14 protein-coding genes are annotated in these 19,249 nt (G+C 66.1%); 2 read left to right on the top strand and 12 right to left on the bottom strand.

Annotation, left to right across the window (positions count from 1 at the left end):
* Positions 1-8 precede the first annotated feature (8 nt).
* Positions 9-995 (bottom strand): Bug family tripartite tricarboxylate transporter substrate binding protein, encoded by a 987-nt coding sequence (locus ACEN9P_RS00545; protein ID WP_495620795.1) that lies wholly within the window; start codon positions 993-995, stop codon positions 9-11.
* Positions 996-1,153: 158 nt separating this feature from the next.
* Between ACEN9P_RS00545 and ACEN9P_RS00540 the strand changes: the two genes are divergently transcribed.
* Positions 1,154-2,119: a LysR family transcriptional regulator gene (locus tag ACEN9P_RS00540; RefSeq protein ID WP_477662059.1), complete on the top strand. Its 966-nt coding sequence runs from the start codon at positions 1,154-1,156 to the stop codon at positions 2,117-2,119.
* A 107-nt stretch (positions 2,120-2,226) separates the two neighbouring features.
* Positions 2,227-2,727 (top strand): hemerythrin domain-containing protein, encoded by a 501-nt coding sequence (locus tag ACEN9P_RS00535; protein WP_495620794.1) that lies wholly within the window; start codon positions 2,227-2,229, stop codon positions 2,725-2,727.
* Positions 2,728-2,750: 23 nt separating this feature from the next.
* On the opposite strand, the gene ACEN9P_RS00530 is transcribed toward ACEN9P_RS00535, so the two are convergent.
* The 11 genes from ACEN9P_RS00530 to ACEN9P_RS00480 form a co-directional block, all read right to left on the bottom strand.
* Positions 2,751-4,169: an efflux transporter outer membrane subunit gene (locus tag ACEN9P_RS00530; RefSeq protein ID WP_495620793.1), complete on the bottom strand. Its 1,419-nt coding sequence runs from the start codon at positions 4,167-4,169 to the stop codon at positions 2,751-2,753.
* Between the two features lie 19 nt (positions 4,170-4,188).
* Positions 4,189-4,590, bottom strand: coding sequence for an endonuclease domain-containing protein (locus ACEN9P_RS00525; protein WP_495620792.1), 402 nt, complete (start codon positions 4,588-4,590; stop codon positions 4,189-4,191).
* Positions 4,591-4,760: 170 nt separating this feature from the next.
* Positions 4,761-8,102 (bottom strand): efflux RND transporter permease subunit, encoded by a 3,342-nt coding sequence (locus ACEN9P_RS00520; RefSeq protein ID WP_495620791.1) that lies wholly within the window; start codon positions 8,100-8,102, stop codon positions 4,761-4,763.
* A 670-nt stretch (positions 8,103-8,772) separates the two neighbouring features.
* On the bottom strand, positions 8,773-11,862 hold the full coding sequence (locus ACEN9P_RS00515) for an efflux RND transporter permease subunit (RefSeq protein ID WP_477662063.1): 3,090 nt from the start codon (positions 11,860-11,862) through the stop codon (positions 8,773-8,775).
* A 12-nt stretch (positions 11,863-11,874) separates the two neighbouring features.
* Positions 11,875-13,392 carry an efflux RND transporter periplasmic adaptor subunit gene (locus tag ACEN9P_RS00510; protein WP_495620790.1) on the bottom strand — a complete coding sequence of 506 codons (1,518 nt, stop codon included), beginning with the start codon at positions 13,390-13,392 and terminating at the stop codon, positions 11,875-11,877.
* A gap of 228 nt (positions 13,393-13,620) precedes the next feature.
* Positions 13,621-14,532, bottom strand: coding sequence for a ribokinase (locus ACEN9P_RS00505; protein WP_495620789.1), 912 nt, complete (start codon positions 14,530-14,532; stop codon positions 13,621-13,623).
* A 210-nt stretch (positions 14,533-14,742) separates the two neighbouring features.
* Positions 14,743-16,041 carry a TRAP transporter large permease gene (locus tag ACEN9P_RS00500; RefSeq protein WP_413330753.1) on the bottom strand — a complete coding sequence of 433 codons (1,299 nt, stop codon included), beginning with the start codon at positions 16,039-16,041 and terminating at the stop codon, positions 14,743-14,745.
* Positions 16,038-16,517: a TRAP transporter small permease gene (locus ACEN9P_RS00495; protein ID WP_495620788.1), complete on the bottom strand. Its 480-nt coding sequence runs from the start codon at positions 16,515-16,517 to the stop codon at positions 16,038-16,040. Before ACEN9P_RS00495 ends, ACEN9P_RS00500 begins: the two co-directional genes overlap by 4 nt.
* Positions 16,518-16,543: 26 nt before the next feature.
* Positions 16,544-17,560 (bottom strand): sialic acid TRAP transporter substrate-binding protein SiaP, encoded by a 1,017-nt coding sequence (locus ACEN9P_RS00490; protein WP_495620787.1) that lies wholly within the window; start codon positions 17,558-17,560, stop codon positions 16,544-16,546.
* Positions 17,561-17,621: 61 nt separating this feature from the next.
* Positions 17,622-18,554, bottom strand: coding sequence for a dihydrodipicolinate synthase family protein (locus ACEN9P_RS00485; protein ID WP_495620786.1), 933 nt, complete (start codon positions 18,552-18,554; stop codon positions 17,622-17,624).
* Positions 18,551-19,249 carry a GntR family transcriptional regulator gene (locus ACEN9P_RS00480; RefSeq protein WP_495620785.1) on the bottom strand — a complete coding sequence of 233 codons (699 nt, stop codon included), beginning with the start codon at positions 19,247-19,249 and terminating at the stop codon, positions 18,551-18,553. Before ACEN9P_RS00480 ends, ACEN9P_RS00485 begins: the two co-directional genes overlap by 4 nt.

The following is a 19,249-nucleotide window of genomic DNA, read 5'->3' as shown; positions in this document are numbered from 1 at the left end:
TGATTCCGTCAGTCGAGTTTGATGTTTTTCCGGGCGATCAGCTCACCATAACGCTTGTTTTCATCGGCGTGGAACTGCGCGAACTGGGCCTGCGTCATGGGCGTCAGGTCCGCGCCTATGGCACCCAGGCGGGTTTGCGTTTCGGGCATGGCCAGCACCTTGCTCACTTCGGTATAGACACGCTCCTGCACCGCCTTGGGTGTGGAAGCCGGCATGTAGATGCCGTACCAGGCACTCATCTCCACGCCCTTGAGGCCGGCTTCGGCCATGGTGGGCACATTGGGCAGTTGCGGGTTGCGTTTGGCGCTGGCTACCGCCAGGGGCTTGATGCGGCCGTTTTTGATCTGGCCTATGACCGAGGGCATGGTGTCAAAACTCAGCTGCACCTGGCCGGCCACCAGGTCTATCAGCGCCGGGCCGCTGCCGCGGTAGGGGATGTGGGTGATGAAGACGCCGGCCTGGTCCTTGAAGAGTTCGGCCGCGATGTGCTGGGTGCTGCCCGAGCCGCTGGTTGCGTAATTGAGCTGGCCCGGTTTGCTTTTGGCCAGCTTGACCAGCGCCTGGACGGAGTCGACCGGCAGCGCGTTGTTGACCACCAGCACATTGGGCACCGCGCCCACAAAGACCACGGGCACCAGGTCCTTGTTGTTGTCATAGCCCAGCTTGAGCAAATGCGGCGCGATCGCGTGCGCGGTCGAGACGCCCATCAACAGGGTGTGGCCGTCGGTGGACTTGGCCGTGAGGTCGGCCGCCAGGGTGTTGGAGGCGCCGGGGCGGTTTTCGACCACCACGGGCTGCTTGAGCAGCGGGCCCAGCCGGTCGGCCACGGCGCGGGCCATGGCGTCGGTGCCGCCGCCCGGGGCCGAGCCCACCAGGATGCGCAGCGGCTTGGCGGGCCATTCCTGCGCCTGTGCCAGGGCGGGGGAGGCGGCCGCCAAAGCGCAGGCGGCCGCCAGCAGGGCGGGGAGGAATTTGAGGGATTTCAGGCGGGGCATTGTCTTTGTCTCCGGGTCATTGTTGTGGGAAAGGCGCGGGAAAGCTGGAACGAATGCCCTGATGGTAGGGATGGCGACACTTAACGTAAATTGAAAATCCCTGATTATTTGATAACCTAAGGTGATCAATTGAAATTAACGCCCCCTGGAGGCCCGCCATGCTCGCCACGCCCCGTAGCTCCTCATCGATTCCCCAACTGCTGAATCGCCTGCGCATGCGCCAGGTTGCGCTGATCCTGGCCGTGGGCGAACACGGCACGCTGCGCAAGGCCTCGGCCGAACTCGGCATGACGCAGCCGGCCGCCACCAAGATGATCCAGGAGCTTGAGTCCGCGCTGGGCCAGCGCCTGTTCGAGCGTGTGGGCCGGGGGCAAAAACTCACGCCGGCCGGCGCCAGCGTGCTGCGCTACTTCCGCGGCATGCGCGGCTCGGTGGAGTCGATGACGCGCGAACTGGCAGAGCTGGAGCTGGGCGGCACGGGCCGGGTCTCGGTCGGCAGCATCATGGCGCCTTCGCCCAATCTGCTCACGCAGGCCATCATCGCGCTCAAAAAAGCCTATCCGCTGCTGTCGGTCGACGTCACGATGGACACCAGCGACCGGTTGTTTGAATTGCTGCGCGAGGGCGTGCTCGACGTCGCCATTGGCCGCATACGCGACGAGCACCGCGCCGACTACAGTTTCACGCCGCTGGAGAACGAGGCCCTGGCCCTGGTTGTCGGTGTGCGGCACCCGCTGGCCAAAAAGAAAGCCGTGAAGTTCGCCGACTTGCTGGGCTACGGCTGGATTCTGCAGCCCACCGGCAGCCCCATGCGCGAGGTGCTGGAGCAGGAGTTCCGCATGCTGCAGGCGCCTTCACCCAAGGGCCTGATAGAGACGGCCTCCATCCTGACCACCACCAACCTGATCGCCGAGACCGAGATGGTCGGCGTGATGCCGCAGTCGATTGCCGACACCTATGCGCGCCACGGCCTGCTGGTCATCCTGCCCTGCTTTATCCGCCACAAGATGGAAGCCTTCGGCAGCATCACGCGCAAGGACAGGCCGCTGAGCGAGGCGGCGCGGTTTTTCTTGTCGGCGCTGCACCAAAGCAAACTGCCGATGCGTGATGGGAAACCGCACTAGCGCCAAAACACGGCTTGCCACCGTGAATGCGCGCTCCATGACCTGGATCAAGTCTTTGCGGCATGCCCTGGCTTACGCTGGGGCATTGCAATGCTGGAAGCACACACATGCCGAATCTTCAATGGTCTGAAGCCCTTGTGCTCGGACTACCCCTGATGGATGACACGCACCGGGAGTTTGTCGAGCTGCTGGCGCAGGTGGAAAACGCGGCGGACGAGGCGCTGGCCGGCCACTGGCGCACGCTGGTGGAGCACACCGACGAGCACTTCAGCCGCGAAGACCGCTGGATGCTGGACACGCGGTTTTCGGCTTCCAACTGCCATACCGTGCAGCACAAGGTGGTGCTGCAGGTCATGCGGGAAGGCCTGTTGATGGCCCAGGCCGGGGATTTCATGTCCGTGCGCCATATGGCCCGGGAACTGGCCCTGTGGTTTCCGCAGCATGCGCAAACCATGGATGCCGCTCTGGCCCTGCACCTGCGCGGTATCGGTTATGACCCGGTGACGGGGGTGGTGGGCATGCCGCAGGCTTTGCCCACGGACGTCATCCGAGGTTGCGGCGGCCTTAGCTGTTCCCCCGCGAGCCCGGCGTTGGTGTCCGGCGCATAAACGCGGCTTTGGCGCGCGGCAGGCTATTGTTTGACCTGCCAGCCGCCCCCCAATGATTGGATCAGCGCGACAGCCGTGGTCTGGCGGTCGGCCATGGCCTGCACCAGGGCGCGGCGCGCGCTCAGGGCCGTGGCCTGGGCGGTGATGACTTCGGTGTAGCCGACCTGGCCGCTGCGGTAGCGGTTGAGCACTTGCTGCTCGACCTGGTCGGCGGCCTCTGAAGCCTGGCGGCGCAGTTCTTGTTGGGTTTGCAGCACGCGGGTGGCGGAGAGCTGGTCTTCCACGTCCTGGAAGGCGACCAGCACGGTCTGGCGGTAGCGGGCCACGGCCTGTTCATGACCAGCCCGCGCGCCGTCCACGCGGGCGCCCGTGGCGCCGGCGTCAAAAATCAGTTGCGCGGCCGACAGTCCCAGGGACCAGACGCTGCTTGAGGCCTTGAACAAATCGGCCACGCGGCTGGCGCCGGTGCCGGCCGAGGCGTTCAGCGACAGGCTGGGGAAGTAGGCGCTTTTGGCGATGCCTATCTGTTCATTGGCCGAAGCCACGCGGCGCTCTGCCGCGGCGATGTCGGGCCGGCGCTGCAGCAGGGCCGAGGGCACGCCCAGCGGCACTTCGGGCACCAGCGGGTTCCAGGCGGCCGTCGGCAGGCTGAAATTGGCGGGCGCTTCGCCGACCAGCACGGCGATCGCGTGTTCAAGCTGCGCGCGCGTACGCTGCAGGCCGGCATTGTCGGCCTGGGCGTTGGCCAGCGTGGTTTGCGCCTGCAGCACGTCGGTCTTGGCGGCGATGCCGGCCTTGTAGCGGTTTTGCGTGATTTCGAGCGCGCGCTGGTAGCCGGCCAGCGTGGTTTCCAGCAAGGCTTTCTGCGCGTCGGTCTGGCGCAGCGAAAAATAATTGGCCGCGAGTTCGCCCTGGGCCGAGAGCTTGGCCGAGGCCAGATCGGCGGCGCTGGCCTGTTCACCGGCCGTGGCACTGTCCACCGCGCGGCCCAGCCGGCCCCAGACATCGGGCTCCCAGCTGCCGCCTATGCTGAGCTGGTAGTTGTTGCCGACCCGGCCGGTGCTGCCTGTCGTGACGTTGCCGCTGGCGCGCGAACGCGTGGCGCCGGCGTCCAGCGTGACTGTAGGGAACAGCGAGGCGCGCTGCTCGCGCACCAGCGCGCGCGCCTGGGCATAGGCGGCCACGGCCAGCGCGACATTCTGGTTGGAGACGTCGACGCGCGACTGCAGCTGGTCCAGCACCGGGTCCTTGAAGAGGCTCCACCACGGGCCGCGCTCCAGCGCATCGGCCGGCGCGGCCGGCACCCAGCCTTCGGCTTCCTTGAAATTTGTGACTTCGGCGGTGGTGGGCCGTTTGTAGTCTGGGCCGACGGCGCAGCCGGTGGCGAGCAGGGTGAGCACGGCCGCCAGGATGTAGCGATGGGATTTCAGTGTGTGATGCATAGTTTTTTGACCTTCTCAGTCACTCTTGCTCCTTGCCCTTTTGGGGGAAGGCTGGGATGGGGGCCGCCGCTGCCAGCTCGGCCACGCGGTTGTGTATCGCCTGGACCATGGCTGTCAAATCGGAGAACGGCAGATTGGCTGGGAAGCGCAGCACGTCAAATCCGAGAGACTTGAAATAAGCATCACGCTTCACGTCGTAGGCCTGCTGGTCGGCATGCTGCGATCCGTCTACTTCCACAATCAGCAGGGGAGCCAGGCAGGCAAAGTCAGCCACGTACGATCCAACCGGATGCTGGCGCCTGAACTTGATGCCCAGTTGTTCTCCGCGCAAGCGCTGCCATAACAGCCGCTCGCCGTCGGTCATTTCCCGGCGAAGGGACCTGGCGAACATCCTGGCGTTAGAGCTGGCTTGGTTTTGCATGCCGAAGAGAGGGATTTACTCCTTCCCCCTTTGGGGGAAGGCTGGGATGGGGGCCTGCTGCGCTTGATGGAATGGCCGGCTGTAAATTGGCGGCCGCGCGGCCCCCATCCCTGCCTTCCCCCAAAGGGGGAAGGAGCAAGAGAAAGACCGTGGGCTCGGTTTGTCCATGATTACGCCTGCGGCGCGGCATCGGCCTCGCCGGGATGGCGGCTGAGCTGGCGCTCAAGAGGGCTGCGGCGGCGCAGCTTGTCCATCAGCACATAGACCACCGGCGTGGTCAGCAGCGTGAGCAGCTGGCTCGCGATCAGTCCGCCGATGATGGCGATGCCCAGCGGCCGGCGCAGCTCGGCGCCTTCGCCAAAGCCTATGGCCAGCGGCAGCGCGCCCAGGATGGCGGCCAGCGTGGTCATCAGGATGGGGCGAAAACGCAGCAAACAGGCTTCGCGCACCGCCTCCAGCGCAGAAATGCCGCGCGCGCGTTCGGCCTCGAGCGCGAAGTCGATGATCAGGATGGCGTTTTTCTTGACGATGCCTATCAGCAGGAAGATGCCTATCAGCGCGATGATGGAAAAGTCCAGCTTGAACATCAGCAGCGCGAGCACCGCGCCCACGCCGGCCGAGGGCAGGGTGGAGAGCACGGTGATGGGATGGATCAGGCTTTCGTAGAGGATGCCCAGCACGATGTAGATCACCACCAGCGCGGCCAGGATCAGCAGCGGCTGCTGGCCCTGCGATTGCTGGGCGCTGAGCGCCGTGCCGGAAAAGCTGCCGCGCACATTGGTGGGCAGGCGTATGTCGGCTTCGGACTGGCGCACCGCTGCCTCGGCGTCGCTCAGCGTGAAGCCCTCGGCCAGGTTGTAGGAGATGGTGGTCGAGAGTTCGCCGTCCTCATGGCTGATGGAGGCGGCCGTCGGGTTCTCGCTGAAACGCGCGATCGCCGACAGCGGCACCATGGTGCTGGGTGCGGTGCTCAGCACATTGCCGCTGGAGGCGTCGCGCAGGCCCGGGTTGGCGCTGATGCTGGGCATGCTGCTGGTTGTTGTTGTACCGCCGCTTATGGTGGCGGCCGAGGTGCTGGATGTGCCCGTGCTGGCGGCCGTGCCCGCGGTAGACCTGGTGGCGGTTGTTGTGGTGCTTGCCGCGCTGGTACTGGTGGTGCTGCCCGTGCCGCCCCCGGCATTTTTGGCCGGCACATAAATGTCCTTGAGCGACTCGGGGCTGCGCGTGTAGCGCGGCGCGACCTCCATGATCACGTGGTACTGGTTGAGCTCGGCGTAAATCGTGGCGACCTGGCGCTGGCCGAAGCCGTCGTAGAGCGCGTTGTCCACGTCGCGCGAGCTGATGCCCAGGCGCGCGGCGCTTTCCTTGTCGACGGTGACCATGGTCTCTACGCCGTTTTCCTGCTGGTCGGTGTCCACGTCGGTCAGCGCTTCCTGGGTTTTCATGCGCTCGGCCAGGCGCGTGGCCCACAGGCTCAGGTCGGCCGCGTTGTCGCTCTTGAGGGTGTACTGGTAGGTGGAGTTGGTCTGGCGCCCGCCGCCGCGCAGGTCCTGCACGGTGTTGAGGAAAAGGCTCACGCCCGTCACCTGCGCGAGCTGCGGGCGCAGCCGCGTGATCACGGCCTGGCCGCCTTCCTTGCGTTGGCCGACCGGCTTGAGGTTGATGAACATGAAGCCGCCGCCGGCGCGCGAGCCGCCGGTAAAGCCGACCACGGTGTCCACCGCCGGATCGGCGCGGATGATCTCGACCAGCTGCCTGAGCTTGCCCTGCAGCGCCTGGAAGGAGATGCTGCGGTCGGCGCGCAGGCCGCCGTTGATCTGGCCGGTGTCCTGCTGCGGGAAAAAGCCCTTGGGCGCTTTCACGTACAGGTAGACATTGAGGCCCACCACGGCCGCCAGGATCAGCATCACCAGCAGCTTGCTGTGCAGCGCCCAGTCCAGGCTGGTCTCATAGCTGCGGTGCACACGGTTGAAGGCGCGTTCAAACCAGCGCGCAATACGGCCCGGCGGCTTGCTGTGCGCGTCGGGTTTGAGCAACCAGGCGCACATCATGGGTGTGGTGGTCAACGAGATCAGCAGCGAGATCAGCACGGCGGCCGACAGCGTGACGGCGAATTCGCGGAACAGCCGGCCTATCTGCCCGCCCATGAAGAGCAGGGGGATGAACACCGCCACCAGCGACAGGCTGATGGACAGCACGGTAAAGCCCACCTCGCGCGCGCCCAGCAACGCGGCCTTGAATCGGTCCATGCCGGCTTCGATGTGGCGGCTGGTGTTCTCCAGCACCACGATGGCGTCGTCGACCACAAAGCCGGTGGCGACAGTGAGCGCCATCAGGCTCAGGTTGTTGAGGGAAAAACCCATCAGGTACATCACGCCGAAGGTGCCCAGCAGCGAGGCCACGGTCGCCACCGCCGGGATGATGGTGGCGCGCGCGCTGCGCAAAAAAGCGCTGACGACCAGCACCACCAGCACGATGGAGATGATCAGCGTGAGCTCGATTTCATGCAGCGAGGAGCGTATCGAGTTGGTGCTGTCGGAGGCGACCTGCAGGCGCACGTCCTGCGGCAGCTGGGCCTGCAGCTCGGGCAGCAGGTCGCGCACGCCGTCCACGGTTTCAATCACGTTGGCGGCCGGCTGGCGCGTGACCAGCACGATCACGGCCGGCTCGCCGTTGAACAGGCCCAGCGTGTTGGTGTTCTCCACACCGTCCTGCACCTCGGCCACATCGCGCAGGCGTATGGCCGCGTTGTTGCGCCAGGCCACGACCAGGTCCTGGTAGTCGGCAGCGCGGCGCCCGCCGCTGGCGGTGTTGGCGCCGGTGTAAATCTGGAAGCGTTGGCCGTTGCCCTCGATGGCGCCGCGCGGCCGGTTGGCGTTGGAGGCCTGCAGCGCCGCGCGCACGTCTTCGGCGGCCACGCCATAGCGGTTCAGCGCGAAGGGGTTGAGCTCCACCCGCACCGCGGGCAGCGAACCGCCGCCGAGCTCCACGTCGCCCACGCCCGGCACCTGGGCGATTTTTTGCTGCACCAGGTTGGAGACCTCGTCATAGATCTGGCCCGGCGAACGCGTCTTGGAGGTCAGCGCCAGGATGATGACGGGCGCCGAGGCCGGGTTGGCCTTGCGGTAGGTCGGGTTGCTGCGCAGGCTGGCCGGCAGGTCGGCCCGCGAGGCATTGATGGCGGCCTGCACCTCGCGCGCGGCTGAATCGATTTTGCGGTTGAGGTCGAACTGCAGGCTGATGCGCGTCGAGCCGCTGCCGCTCGAGGAGGTCATTTCATTGACCCCCGCGATGATGCCCAGCCGCCGCTCCAGCGGCGTGGCCACACTGCTGGCCATGGTCGAGGGGCTGGCGCCCGGCAAGGTGGCGCTGACCGAGATCACCGGGAAGTCGACCTGCGGCAGGGGGGAGACCGGCAATACGAAGAAGGCGCCTATGCCGGCGAGGGCCAGGCCTATGGTTAATAGGACTGTTGCTACCGGGCGGCGGACAAAAGGTTCGGAGAGGTTCATGGGGTGGCTCCTCCCCCGCCCTTGCTGAGCGTATCCAAGCCTTTGTTTGTTCTAACGGGTGCTCTCTTTGCTGAGTGTTGCTGGCCGGGGGTTGCCCGGCGGCAAGTAACTTTCTTTTGCTTCGCCAAAAGAAAGTCACCAAAGAAAAGGCGACCCGCAGTCTGGGTCCCTACGCTTCGCTTCGGGCAACCTGCGGTGCTCGAGCCAAGCGGGGTCCGGCTAAACTCGCTTCGCTCAGACAACGCCGGCCCTGATCCGCTTGTCTCTGCGCTCCTCGGCCCAGCCAGGACGGGGCAATCGGGAGCGGGGACAAAGACAAACAAGGACACGCCAAGGCGTGTCCTTGTTTCTTCAGGTATTCGGTATTGGTATTCGGCTGTTTGGTATTTTTGTCCCCACCCCCTTGTGGATGCGCCGAGGAGCGCAGGGCCAGACGGATCAGGGCAAAAACTTGTTTGAGCGAAGCGAGTTGTTTTTGACCCCGTCTGGACCGAGCACCGCAGGTTGCCCCGGAGCGAAGCGCAGGGGACGCAGGAACCAGGGTCGCCTTTCTTTTGCTTACTTTTCTTTGGCGAAGCAAAGAAAAGTGAGTTGCCGCCGGGCAACCCCCGGCCAGCAGGCCTTTGCAAAGAACAAAAACCTTGAAAACGGGAGAATGAGGGAAAGGCCCTCATGCAAGAACCTCTTTCTTGCGTCCAAACCTCCGCCCCAGGCGGTCAAACCCCAGATAGATGACGGGCGTGGTAAACAGCGTGAGCATCTGGCTGACAATCAGCCCGCCAAAAATCGACAACCCCAGCGGCTGCCGCAGCTCGGCGCCCTCACCAAACCCCAGCATCAGCGGCACGGCGGCAAACAGCGCGGCCAGCGTGGTCATGAGGATGGGCCTGAAGCGCAGCAGGGCCGCCTGGTGGATCGCTTCCTGGGGGGACTTGCCTTCGTTGCGTTCGGCGTCGATGGCGAAGTCGATCATCATGATGGCGTTTTTCTTCACGATGCCTATCAGCAGGATGATGCCTATGATGCCTATGACCCCCAGGTCGGAGCCGCTGAGCATGAGGGCCAGCAGCGCGCCCACGCCGGCCGAGGGCAGGGTGGAGAGGATCGTCAGCGGGTGGATATAACTTTCATAGAGCACGCCCAACACGATGTAAACGCAAATCACGGCGGCCAGGATCAGCCACAGCTGGTTGGACAGCGAGGCCTGGTAGGCGCCGGCCGCGCCCAGGAAGCTCAGGGTCACGCTGCCGGGCAGGCCCACGTCCTTGGCGGCCTGGCGGATCTCGTCGACGGCGCGGCCCAGGGAGGTGCCGGGCGCGGTGTCAAAGCCCAGGGTCGTGGCCGGGTACTGGGCCACGCGGGTGATCTGCAGCGGCGCGGGCTGCTCGCGTATGGTGGCGATCGCCGACAGCGGCGTGGTGCTGCCCGAGCCGGTCTTGAGCCGCAGCGCGCCCAGCGAGGCGGGCGTGGCCAGCGGGTCCGGCATGGCTTCAAGGATCACGCGGTACTGGTTGGTCTCGGTGAAGATGGTGGAGACGATGCGCTGGCCGAAGGCGCTGTAGAGCGCGTCGTCTATGGCCGAGGTGGTGACCGCCAGGCGCGAGGCGGTGTCGCGGTCCACGTTGATGTAGGCCGAGGCGCCGCTGGAGCCGGCATCGGAGGCCACGTTGCGCACGCCGGGCAGCTGGCGCATGCGTTCGGCGAGCTTGTTGGCCCAGAGCACCACCGTGGCGTTGTCCGAGCCCTCGAGCGAGACGCGGAACTGCGTGGGGCCGGTCTCGGCGTCAATCGTCAAGTCCTGCGTCGGCTGCAGGTACAGCGTCACGCCGGCCACCTGGCCGACGCGCTCCTTGAGCCTGTCCATGGTCTCCTGCTGGCTGCCGCTGCGGCTGGACTTGAGGTTGATCAGCATGCGGCCGGTGTGCAGCATGGTGTTGTTGGCCGCGTCCACGCCTATGAAGGAGCTCAGCGTTTCAACGTCAGGGTCTTCGAGGATGGCTTTGGCCGCCGCTTGCTGCAGCCCGGCCATGCGGGCATAGGACACCGACTGCGCGGTCTCGATGCGGGCCTGCAGCTGGCCGGTGTCCTGCGTGGGGAACAGGCCCTTGGGGATCAGCACATAGAGCAGCACCGTGAGCAGCAGCGTGGCCAGCGCCACCAGCAGGGTCAGGCCCTGGCGCTTGAGCACCCAGGTGAGCCAGCGGTCGTAGTGGTGGATGACCTTGTCGAAGAAGCGCTGCATATACAGGCCGAATTTGCCGCCTTCCGGCTCGCCCTCGGGGTGGCGCGTGAGCCAGCGTGCCGACATCATGGGCACCAGGGTCAGCGAAACCACAGCGGAGATCAGGATGGTGATGGCCAGCGTGACGGCGAACTCGCGGAACAGCCGGCCCACCACGTCGCCCATGAAAAGCAGCGGGATCAGCACGGCGATCAGCGAGACCGTCAGCGAGATGATGGTGAAGCCGATCTGCGTCGCGCCCTTGAGGGCCGCGGCCATGGGCGCCTCGCCCTCCTCGATGTAGCGCGAGATGTTTTCTATCATCACGATGGCGTCGTCGACCACAAAGCCGGTGGCGATGGTCAAGGCCATCAGGCTCAGGTTGTTCAGGCTGTAGCCCAGCAAGTACATGGCGCCGCAGGTGCCGATCAGCGAGATGGGCACGGCCAGGCTGGCGATCACGGTGGCGCGCAGGCTGTGCAAAAACGCAAAAATCACCAGTACCACCAGCAGCACGGCCAGCACGAGCTCGATTTCGACATGCAGCACCGAGGCGCGTATGCCGGTGGTGCGGTCGCTCAGCACATCGACATTGAGCGCGGTGGGCAGGCCGGCCTGCAGCTCGGGCAGGCGCGCCTTGATGGCGTCCACCGTGGCGATCACATTGGCGCCGGGCTGGCGCTGCACGTTGAGAATGATGGCCGGCTTCAGGCCGCTCCATGCGCCGAGCTTGATGTTCTCGGCGCTGTCGACCACCTGCGCGACGTCCGACACGCGGATGGCCGCGCCATTGCGGTAGGCGATGACCAGGCGCTGGTAGTCGCTGGCGGCGACCAGTTGGTCGTTGGAATTGATGGAGTAGGAGCGCGTGGGCCCGTCAATGCTGCCCTTGGCGCCGTTGGCGTTGGCGGCGCTGATGGCGGTGCGCAGCGAATCCAGGCCCAGGCCGTAGGAGGCCAGGGCGCGCGTGTCGGCCTGTATGCGCACGGCGGGGCGCTGCCCGCCGCTCAGCGATACCAGGCCCACGCCGTTGACCTGGCTGATCTTGAGCGCCAGCCGCGTATTGACGATGTTCTGCACCTCGGTGAGCGGCAGCGTGTCGGAGGTGATGGCCAGCGTGAGCACCGGCGCGTCGGCCGGGTTGACCTTGGCGTACACGGGCGGGGCGGGCAGGTCGGCGGGCAGCAGCGAGCCGCCGGCGTTGATGGCAGCCTGCACTTCCTGCTCGGCCACGTCCAGCGTCAGCCCCAGGCCGAACTGCAGCGTGACGATGGAAACGCCCGCCGCGCTGGTGGAGCTCAGCCGCTGCAGCCCGGACATCTGGCCGAACTGGCGCTCCAGCGGTGCGGTCACGGTCTGGGCCATGACCTCGGGGCTGGCGCCGGGGTAAAGCGTCTGCACCTGGATGGTCGGGTAGTCGACCTGCGGCAGGGCCGAGAGCGGCAAGAACTTGAAACCCACGAGGCCGGCCAGCACGATGGCCACCATCAGCAGCGAGGTGGCGACCGGGCGCAGGATAAACGGGCGTGAGGGACTCATGCGGCGAGATCCCTATTTTTCACTGCGCGAGCGTTCGCCGCCCTGGCGTTTTTCCCTCATGCTGCGCCAGCGTTCGAGCGCGGCGGGGTCGCCGGCGTCTATGGCCGCGAGAAAGCGCTGGCGGCGTTCCAGGGCTTCCGGGTCGTCCTTGACCTGGTCCAGCATGCGTTTGCGCTGTTCCGGGGTCGGGCCTTCAGCGGCGGCCGCGACCGGGGCCGAGGCACCCGCCGCGGGCGCGGAAGCCCCGGCGCCCGGCGCGGAAGCCGCGCCGCGCTGGCGCTTGCCGCCGCCGCCCCCGGGGCCGCGTCCCCCGCCGCCGGGAGGATCGCCGGGCAGGACCACGGAGGCGCCGTCCTTGAGCCGGTCCGCGCCTTCGGTGATGACGCGCTCGCCCACCTCCAGGCCGGAGGCGATCACGACCTTGTCGACGGTAGCCTGGCCGCGCTTGATGGGCCTGAGCGAGACGGTGCGCTCCTTGGCATTGACCACATAGACATACTCGCCGCTGCTGCCCATGCGCACGGCCGTCACCGGCACCACGATGGCATTGTCTATGGTGCGCACCTGCAGGCGCACGTTGACGAACTGGCTGGGGTAGAGCTTGAACTCGCTGTTGGCAAAGCGGGCCTTGGCCTTCACGGTGCCGGTGGTGATGTCGACCTGGTTGTCGAGCGAGGCGAAACTGCCGGTGTCCAGCGTGACGGCGCGCGTCCTGTCGAGCGCGGTGACCTGCATGGCGATGCCCCTGGCGGCGTTTTGCTGCAGCTCGCCGACCTGGTCCTGCGGAATCGCGAAGACGACGTCTATGGGCGTGATCTGGGTGATCAGCGCGATGCCGTTGGCGTCGCCGCTGCTCACCACATTGCCCACGTCCACGGCACGCAGGCCGACGCGGCCGCTCACCGGCGCGACCACGCGCGTGTAGCCGAGGTTGAGCCGTGCCGTGCCCTCATTGGCCTTGTCGACGACGACCGTGCCTTCGAGCTGCTTGACCAGCGCGGCCTGGGTGTCGACGTCCTGGCGGGCGATGGAGTCCTGCTCCAGCAGGGTCCTGTAGCGCTGCAGCTGCACGCGCGCGCTGTCGAGCTGGGCCTCGTCGCGCTGGCGCTGGCCGGTGGCCTGCATCAGCGCCATTTCAAACTGGCGCGGGTCTATGGTGGCCAGCAGCTCGCCGGCCTTGACCATCTGGCCTTCCTTGAACAGCACTTTCTGCATCACGCCCGAGACCTGGGGCGTGACCCTGACGCTGGCCTGCGGCGTGACGGTGCCCAGGGCTTCCAGAACAATCGGGATGCTGGCGCGTTCGGCGGTGGCCACGCCGACCGTGGTGGCCGGCGCGCCGCGCCGGCCACCGGCAAACCCGCCGGCGGTGGCGTCGGCGGAGGGGTGGGTCAAATGCCAGGCCAGCCAGCCTATGCCGGCCAGGGTGATCACGGCGATCACGCTGCCTATGATGGACGCGCGGCGGCTGATGCGCTTGCGGGGAGGGGTTGCGGCGCCGGTCTGCGGCGTTTCGGCTTTCGGGTCCATCGGCTGTCCTTGGGTGCCCGCCGCCCACCAGGTGGAGGCGGCATTTTTTGTGTTTGATGAGGCTGTTCGCCAAGCCCTGAAGGCCTGTTCATACAGCGCTCAGGAATTATCACTGCTAGCCCATGGGCGCAGGTATACGGCCCGAAAGAGGCGCGTAAATATCCGGTAAAGCGGCCTTGGGCCTACAGCGCGACGGGCAAAAAGGCCGTGAAAAAGGCCGTGGTGGTTTCAGCCCAGCAGCGCGGCCACATCGGCCAGCCGCGGAATGCCGTCTATGGCGCCGTGGCGCGTCACCGAGAGCGCGGCCGCCGCGTTGGCCCATTGCATGGCTACGGGCAGCGCTTCGCCGCGGGCCAGCGCGGCCGCGAGCGCGCCGGTGAAGGTGTCGCCCGCGCCTATGGTGTCGCGCACGGCCATTGGGCGGCCCGGTATCGAATGCGGCGCCTGGCCGGCCTGGTAGAGGCGGCAGCCGGCCGCGCCCAGCGTGACCAGCACGGCGCGGGCGCCGCGCTCCAGCAGGCGCGCGGCGGCCTGGTCGGTCGAGCCGGCGTGTGCCTGGCCGGCCAATAAAAGGAGTTCGCTCTCGTTGGGCGTGAGCACGTCGACCAGCGCAAGCATCTCATCACTCAGCGGCCGCGCGGGCGCGGGATTGAGCACGGTCAGGGCGCCGGCCGCGCGGGCCAGGGCAAAGGCCTGCAGCGCGGCCTCGGCCGGCACTTCGCAGGAAGCCATCACGACGCGGCAGCCCGCCAGCAGCGCGGCCGCGGCCTGCGCATGGCGCGCGCCCAGGCCGCTGCCGGCGCCGGGGTAGACGGCAATGCTGTTGTCGCCGTCTTCATAGACCAGGATTTGCGCGACGCCGCTGCGCTCGCCGGCTACCTGCTCGACATGCGAGGTGTCTATGCCTTCGGCATGCCAGAGATCCATGCCCATGCGGCCGAAGTCGTCCTCGCCTATGCGGGCCAGCAGCGCCACGCGCGCGCCCTGGCGCGCGGCGGCCACCGCGGCATTGCTGCCCTTGCCGCCCGGGCTGATGCTGAAGTCGCCGGCCATCAGCGTCTCGCCGCGGGCAATCGGCCGCGCCACCTTGGAGATCAGGTCGGCGTTCCAGCTCGCGACGCAGACGACATCAGCGTTCATATCGCGGCGTCCAGGTGAAAAAGCGGAGCCCACGCCTGGCGCGATGCAAGCAAGCAGACGCCGCGGAACCGGCTTTGCCGGGCCGCAGGAGTCGCCCCCTCGAGGGGCTGAGGGCCGCGGCTCCAAGCCTGCCTGCGCAGGCTTGGACGGCAACGAAGAGCTTCGGCCTCTGGCCGTTGCACGGAGCGCCGCGGGCGCTTCGGGGGGGAATCACTTCGCTCCATAGCCCATGGTTTGCGGCAGCCAGAGCACGATCTGCGGGAAGCAGGTCATGGCCAGCAGCAGGAGCAGCAGCATGACCAGGAAGGGCCAGCCTTCCTTCATCATCTCGCCGATGGGAATGCCGGTCAGCGCCTTGGTTACGAACAGCAGCATGCCGAAGGGCGGGTGGATCAGGCCTATCATCATGTTGAGCACCACCAGCACGCCGAAGTGCACCAGGTCCACGCCCAGCAGCTTGGCCGCGGGCAGCAGCATGGGCACAAAGACCAGCAGCAGCACCGAAACGTCAAGGAAGCAGCCCAGCACCAGGAACATGACGTTCACCATCAGCAAAAAGCCGATCTGCGAGAAATGCATGCTGTCGACCCACATGGCCATGGACTGCGGCACGCCCTCGGCGGTGAAGGCGTAGTTGAGCATGAAGGAGCCGGCCAGGATCATGGTGATCACCGCGCTGGCGCGCGTGGATTCCATCACCACGCCCCAGAAACTGCGCCAGGTCAGGGCCCGGAACACCAGGGCCGCGAGGATGAGCGCATGCAGCGCCGCCACGGCGGCCGCTTCGGTCGGCGTGAAGATGCCCGAGTAGATGCCGCCCAGCAGCACGATGGGCATGGACAGCGGCAGCGCGCCGCGGAAGATCAGACCGGCCCATTCCGAGCGCGGCACGGGCTCGTCGCGCGGCATGTTGCGCTTCTTGGCAATGACCGCGACCACGCCCATCATGAGGCCGGCCATCAGAAAGCCCGGCACCACGCCACCCAGAAACAGCGCACCCACCGAGGCGCCCGAGACCAGCGCGTAAATCACCATCGGGATGGACGGCGGAATGATGGGCCCCAGCGTGGCGCTGGCCACCACCACGGCGCCGGCAAAGCCGCGCGTGTACTCGGGTTTCTTGAGCATCTGGCGAATCGTGACCAGGCCGGGGCCGGCGGCATCGGCGATCGCGCTGCCGCTCATGCCCGAGAAGATCACGCTGACCAGGATGTCCACCTGTGCCAGCCCGCCGCGCATGCGGCCCACCAGGATGCGGCAGAAATCGAAGATCCGTTCACTGACCGTGCCCGCGTTCATGATGTTGGCGGCGAACACAAACAGCGGCACGGCCAGCAGCACATAGCTGTTGTAGAGGCCGTTGCCGATCTGCTCGGCCACCAGGCCCACGTCCTGGCCCTTGGCCACGAGGTAGCCAATGCCGGCCGCGATCATCGAAAAACCGATGGGCATGCGCAGCAGCATGCCGCCCGCCAGCACCCCAACCAATATCCAGATACCGCTTGTCATATGCGCAACTCCGCTTCAAGACCCTTGCCACGGATCGCGTTCCAGATCGCCCAGGCCGAGCGCACCGCCAGGGCGGCGAGCAGCAGCACAAAAGGCATGAAAACCCATTGGAAAGACACGCCCAGCACGGGCGTTCCCTCGCGAGCCATGAAGTGCACATAGTCCCAGCAGCCCGGGATGCCCCAGGCCGCGAGGCCGCCGACCAGCAGGTTGCCGACAATGGCCATGGCCTGGCGGACACGGTAGGGCGCGTTGTTCCACAGCAGGTCGAACACCACGTGCTCACGCTCAGGCACGACCACGGCGGCGGCCCACAGAATGACCCAGACATAAAGGATCACGGCGGCCTCGTCGGTCCAGGCCAGGGGCTTGCCGAAGAAAAAACGCGCCGTGATCTGGATCACGAACACGATGAACAGGGTCAGAAAGAGTCCGCCGCCAATCACATTGGCGGCCTTTTGGGGCCAGCTTTTCATGGGCGTTGTGGTGTTTGCCGCGGGACTTATTTGGTCGCGTTGATGCGCTCAAGCAAGCCCTTGGGCCAGACCTTGGCGTATTCGGAGTTCAGGTAAGTGGTCTGCACGGTCTTTCGGAAGGCGTCCACGTCCGGTGTGGTGACCTGCAGGCCTTCCTTCTTGAAGAAGTCAACCAGCTGGCCTTCTTCCTTGATGCGGTTTTCGTTGTTGTAGACCGCCGCCGCTTGGGCCGCCGCCTTGACCTTGGTCTTTTGCGCCGGGCTCATGGCGTTCCAGGCCTTGTTGGAAATCGAGATGAAGATGCCGTCCACCAGGTGGCTGGTCATGACGATCTGTTTGGTGACTTCATAAAACTTGGCGGCGCGCACCGAGGGCAGGGGGTTGTCCTGGCCGTCTATGGTGCCGGTCTTCAGGCCCAGGTAGACCTCGCCGAAAGCCAGCGGCGTGGGCGTGGCGCCCAGCGCTTCGCCGAGGAACAGCCATTCCTTGGAGCCCGGCATGCGCAGCTTGATGCCCTTGAGGTCGGCCGGCACCTTGACGTTGTGGGCCTCGCGCAGGTTGACCTGGCGCGTGCCGAGGTAGACGGTGGACAGCGGCGTCACTTCCATCTTCTCCGAGACGGTCTTGAACATCTCGGTGCCTATGGGGCCGGAAAACACCTTTTGCTGGTGGTCCGGGTCGCGCACGATGTAGCCGGCGGTGAAGATGGAGAACTCGGGCACCAGCTTGGCGATGTCGAAGGCCGAGATCGAGGAGAGCTCGAGGTTGCCGCGCGCCATGGCGGTCGGCTCCGTGCCCTGTTTGAACAGCGAGGCGTTCAGGTTGATCTGCACGTCGAATTCGCCGGGCGCGCTTTTTTCGAGGTTGTCCTTGAAGACCGTCCACATCTTGGCGTGCCAGTCGTCGGGCACGGCCGGGGTGGATACGCGCAGCACCATCTTGTTCTGGGCCTGGGCCGCAGGCAGCAGCGCGCCCATCAGCAAGGTGGCGGAAGCCGCGGCCAAAAGGGTGCGGCGAAGGGTGGACGAGAGGGAAGTCTTCATGGTTGTCTCCTTTTTTAGGTCAATCGTTGTTGGGCTCAGGCCCCGGGTCGGCGTTCGGCAGTCACTCGGATTTTGTATCAATCCCGAAAGCGCTGATGGTTTTTTCCAGCGCCTTGTATTCGTCGGCGGTCAAGGCCACCAGCGGCGCGCGCACGCGCAGCCAGGCGGCATCGCCGCTCAGCATGGCCATGATGCCCTTGAGCGCGGGCATCAACGAGTAGCCGTCCAGCAGGCCTATCAGCTTGATCACGCGCTCGCGCTCGGCGGGCGTTGCCGGCGCCGCGGGTTCGGTCACCAGGCGCTTGACCAGGCGCGGCATGAAGTTGGCCACGCCGCTGATGGCGCCGGTGCTGCCGCGCTTGCCCATCTCGGGCAGGTCGGGTTCAAAACCTACGTAAACCGTCATGTCCTTCATGAAGGCATTGGCCAGGCCCACCGAATGTTCTGTGCTGCAGGCGCTGTCCTTGATGCCGACGATGGTGTCCGGGTATTGCTTCTTGAGCGTGGCGATCACGTGGTGCGACAGCGGCACGCCCGTGACCTGGGGGATGTGGTACAGGTAAAGCTTGAAGGGCGTGCCGGCCATGCCGTCGATGACATAGCGGTAGCTGTCGATGACGCCCTGGTCCGACACGCCCTTGAGGAAAAACGGCGGCAGCATCAGGCAGCCGTGCACGCCGGCTTTCACGGCGTGGCGCGTGAGCTCCAGGGTTTCGGGCAGGGCGGCGCAGCTGGTCGAGACCATGATCTGCTTGGCGGGAATGCCGTTCTTGATGAGCTGCTCTATCGCCTCCTTGCGTTCGGCCAGCGAAAAAGACGGGCCTTCGCCCGTGGTGCCGAAAGCCGTCACGCCGGGGCAGCCGCTGGCGATCAGCGCCTTGCAATGGGCGGCGAACTTGGCGTGGTCTATGTCCAGGCCGGCCGTCAGCGGCGTCAGCAGGGCGGGCCAGATGCCGCGGAAGGAATTTTCGGCGGCGGGAAAGGAACTCGTCATTCAGGGATCTCCAGAGACCACGGCATTGCGGGCCGCGGCAGGCCGAGCACGCGTCTGTGCGCGCTCTCGATGTGATGGCTCAGGCGGTCGACCACGGCTTGTGGGTCGCGTCGCTTGAGGGCATCGATGAACCAGAGGTGCTCTTCCATCGCGGGAATCAGCACATCCGGGGAAAGGGAGGAGGCTTCGAGCTTGATCAGGCGCACCCGCAGGCTGTTGATGCGGTAGACCTCGGAAATCAGCTCGTTGCCCAGCGTGTCTATCATGAGGTCGTGCAGGCCCCAGTCCACCGTGGTGGCGTCTTCGAGCAGCGCGTCGTCGATGGCCTTTTTGCGCGCGCGCTTCACGATGTTGAGGTGCGCCTGCTCAATCGCGGCGAGGTCGGCGTCGGACACCGTGGTGACGAAGCGGCTGGCGGCCTCGCGCTCGAGCAGGCCGCGCAGCTGGAAGGCGTTGTTGATCAGCTTGAGGTCCACATGGGCCACCTGCAGGCCGCGCTGCGGCACGGTCTTGACCAGGCCCTCGGCTTCCAGCCGCGGGATCAGCTCGCGCACCGCGCCCAGCGGCATGCCCAGCAGCTGCATGAGTTCGCGCTGCGAGACGAACTGCCCGGGCCGTATGTTGGCGTCGACGATCTGCTGCTGGAAACTTTCGTAGGCCTGGGCCCGAAGGCTGATGGGGGACGCGCTGCTCAT

This window comes from Polaromonas sp. Polasp52 (assembly GCF_059491565.1).
This window is presented reverse-complemented; position numbering and strand designations above follow the sequence as displayed.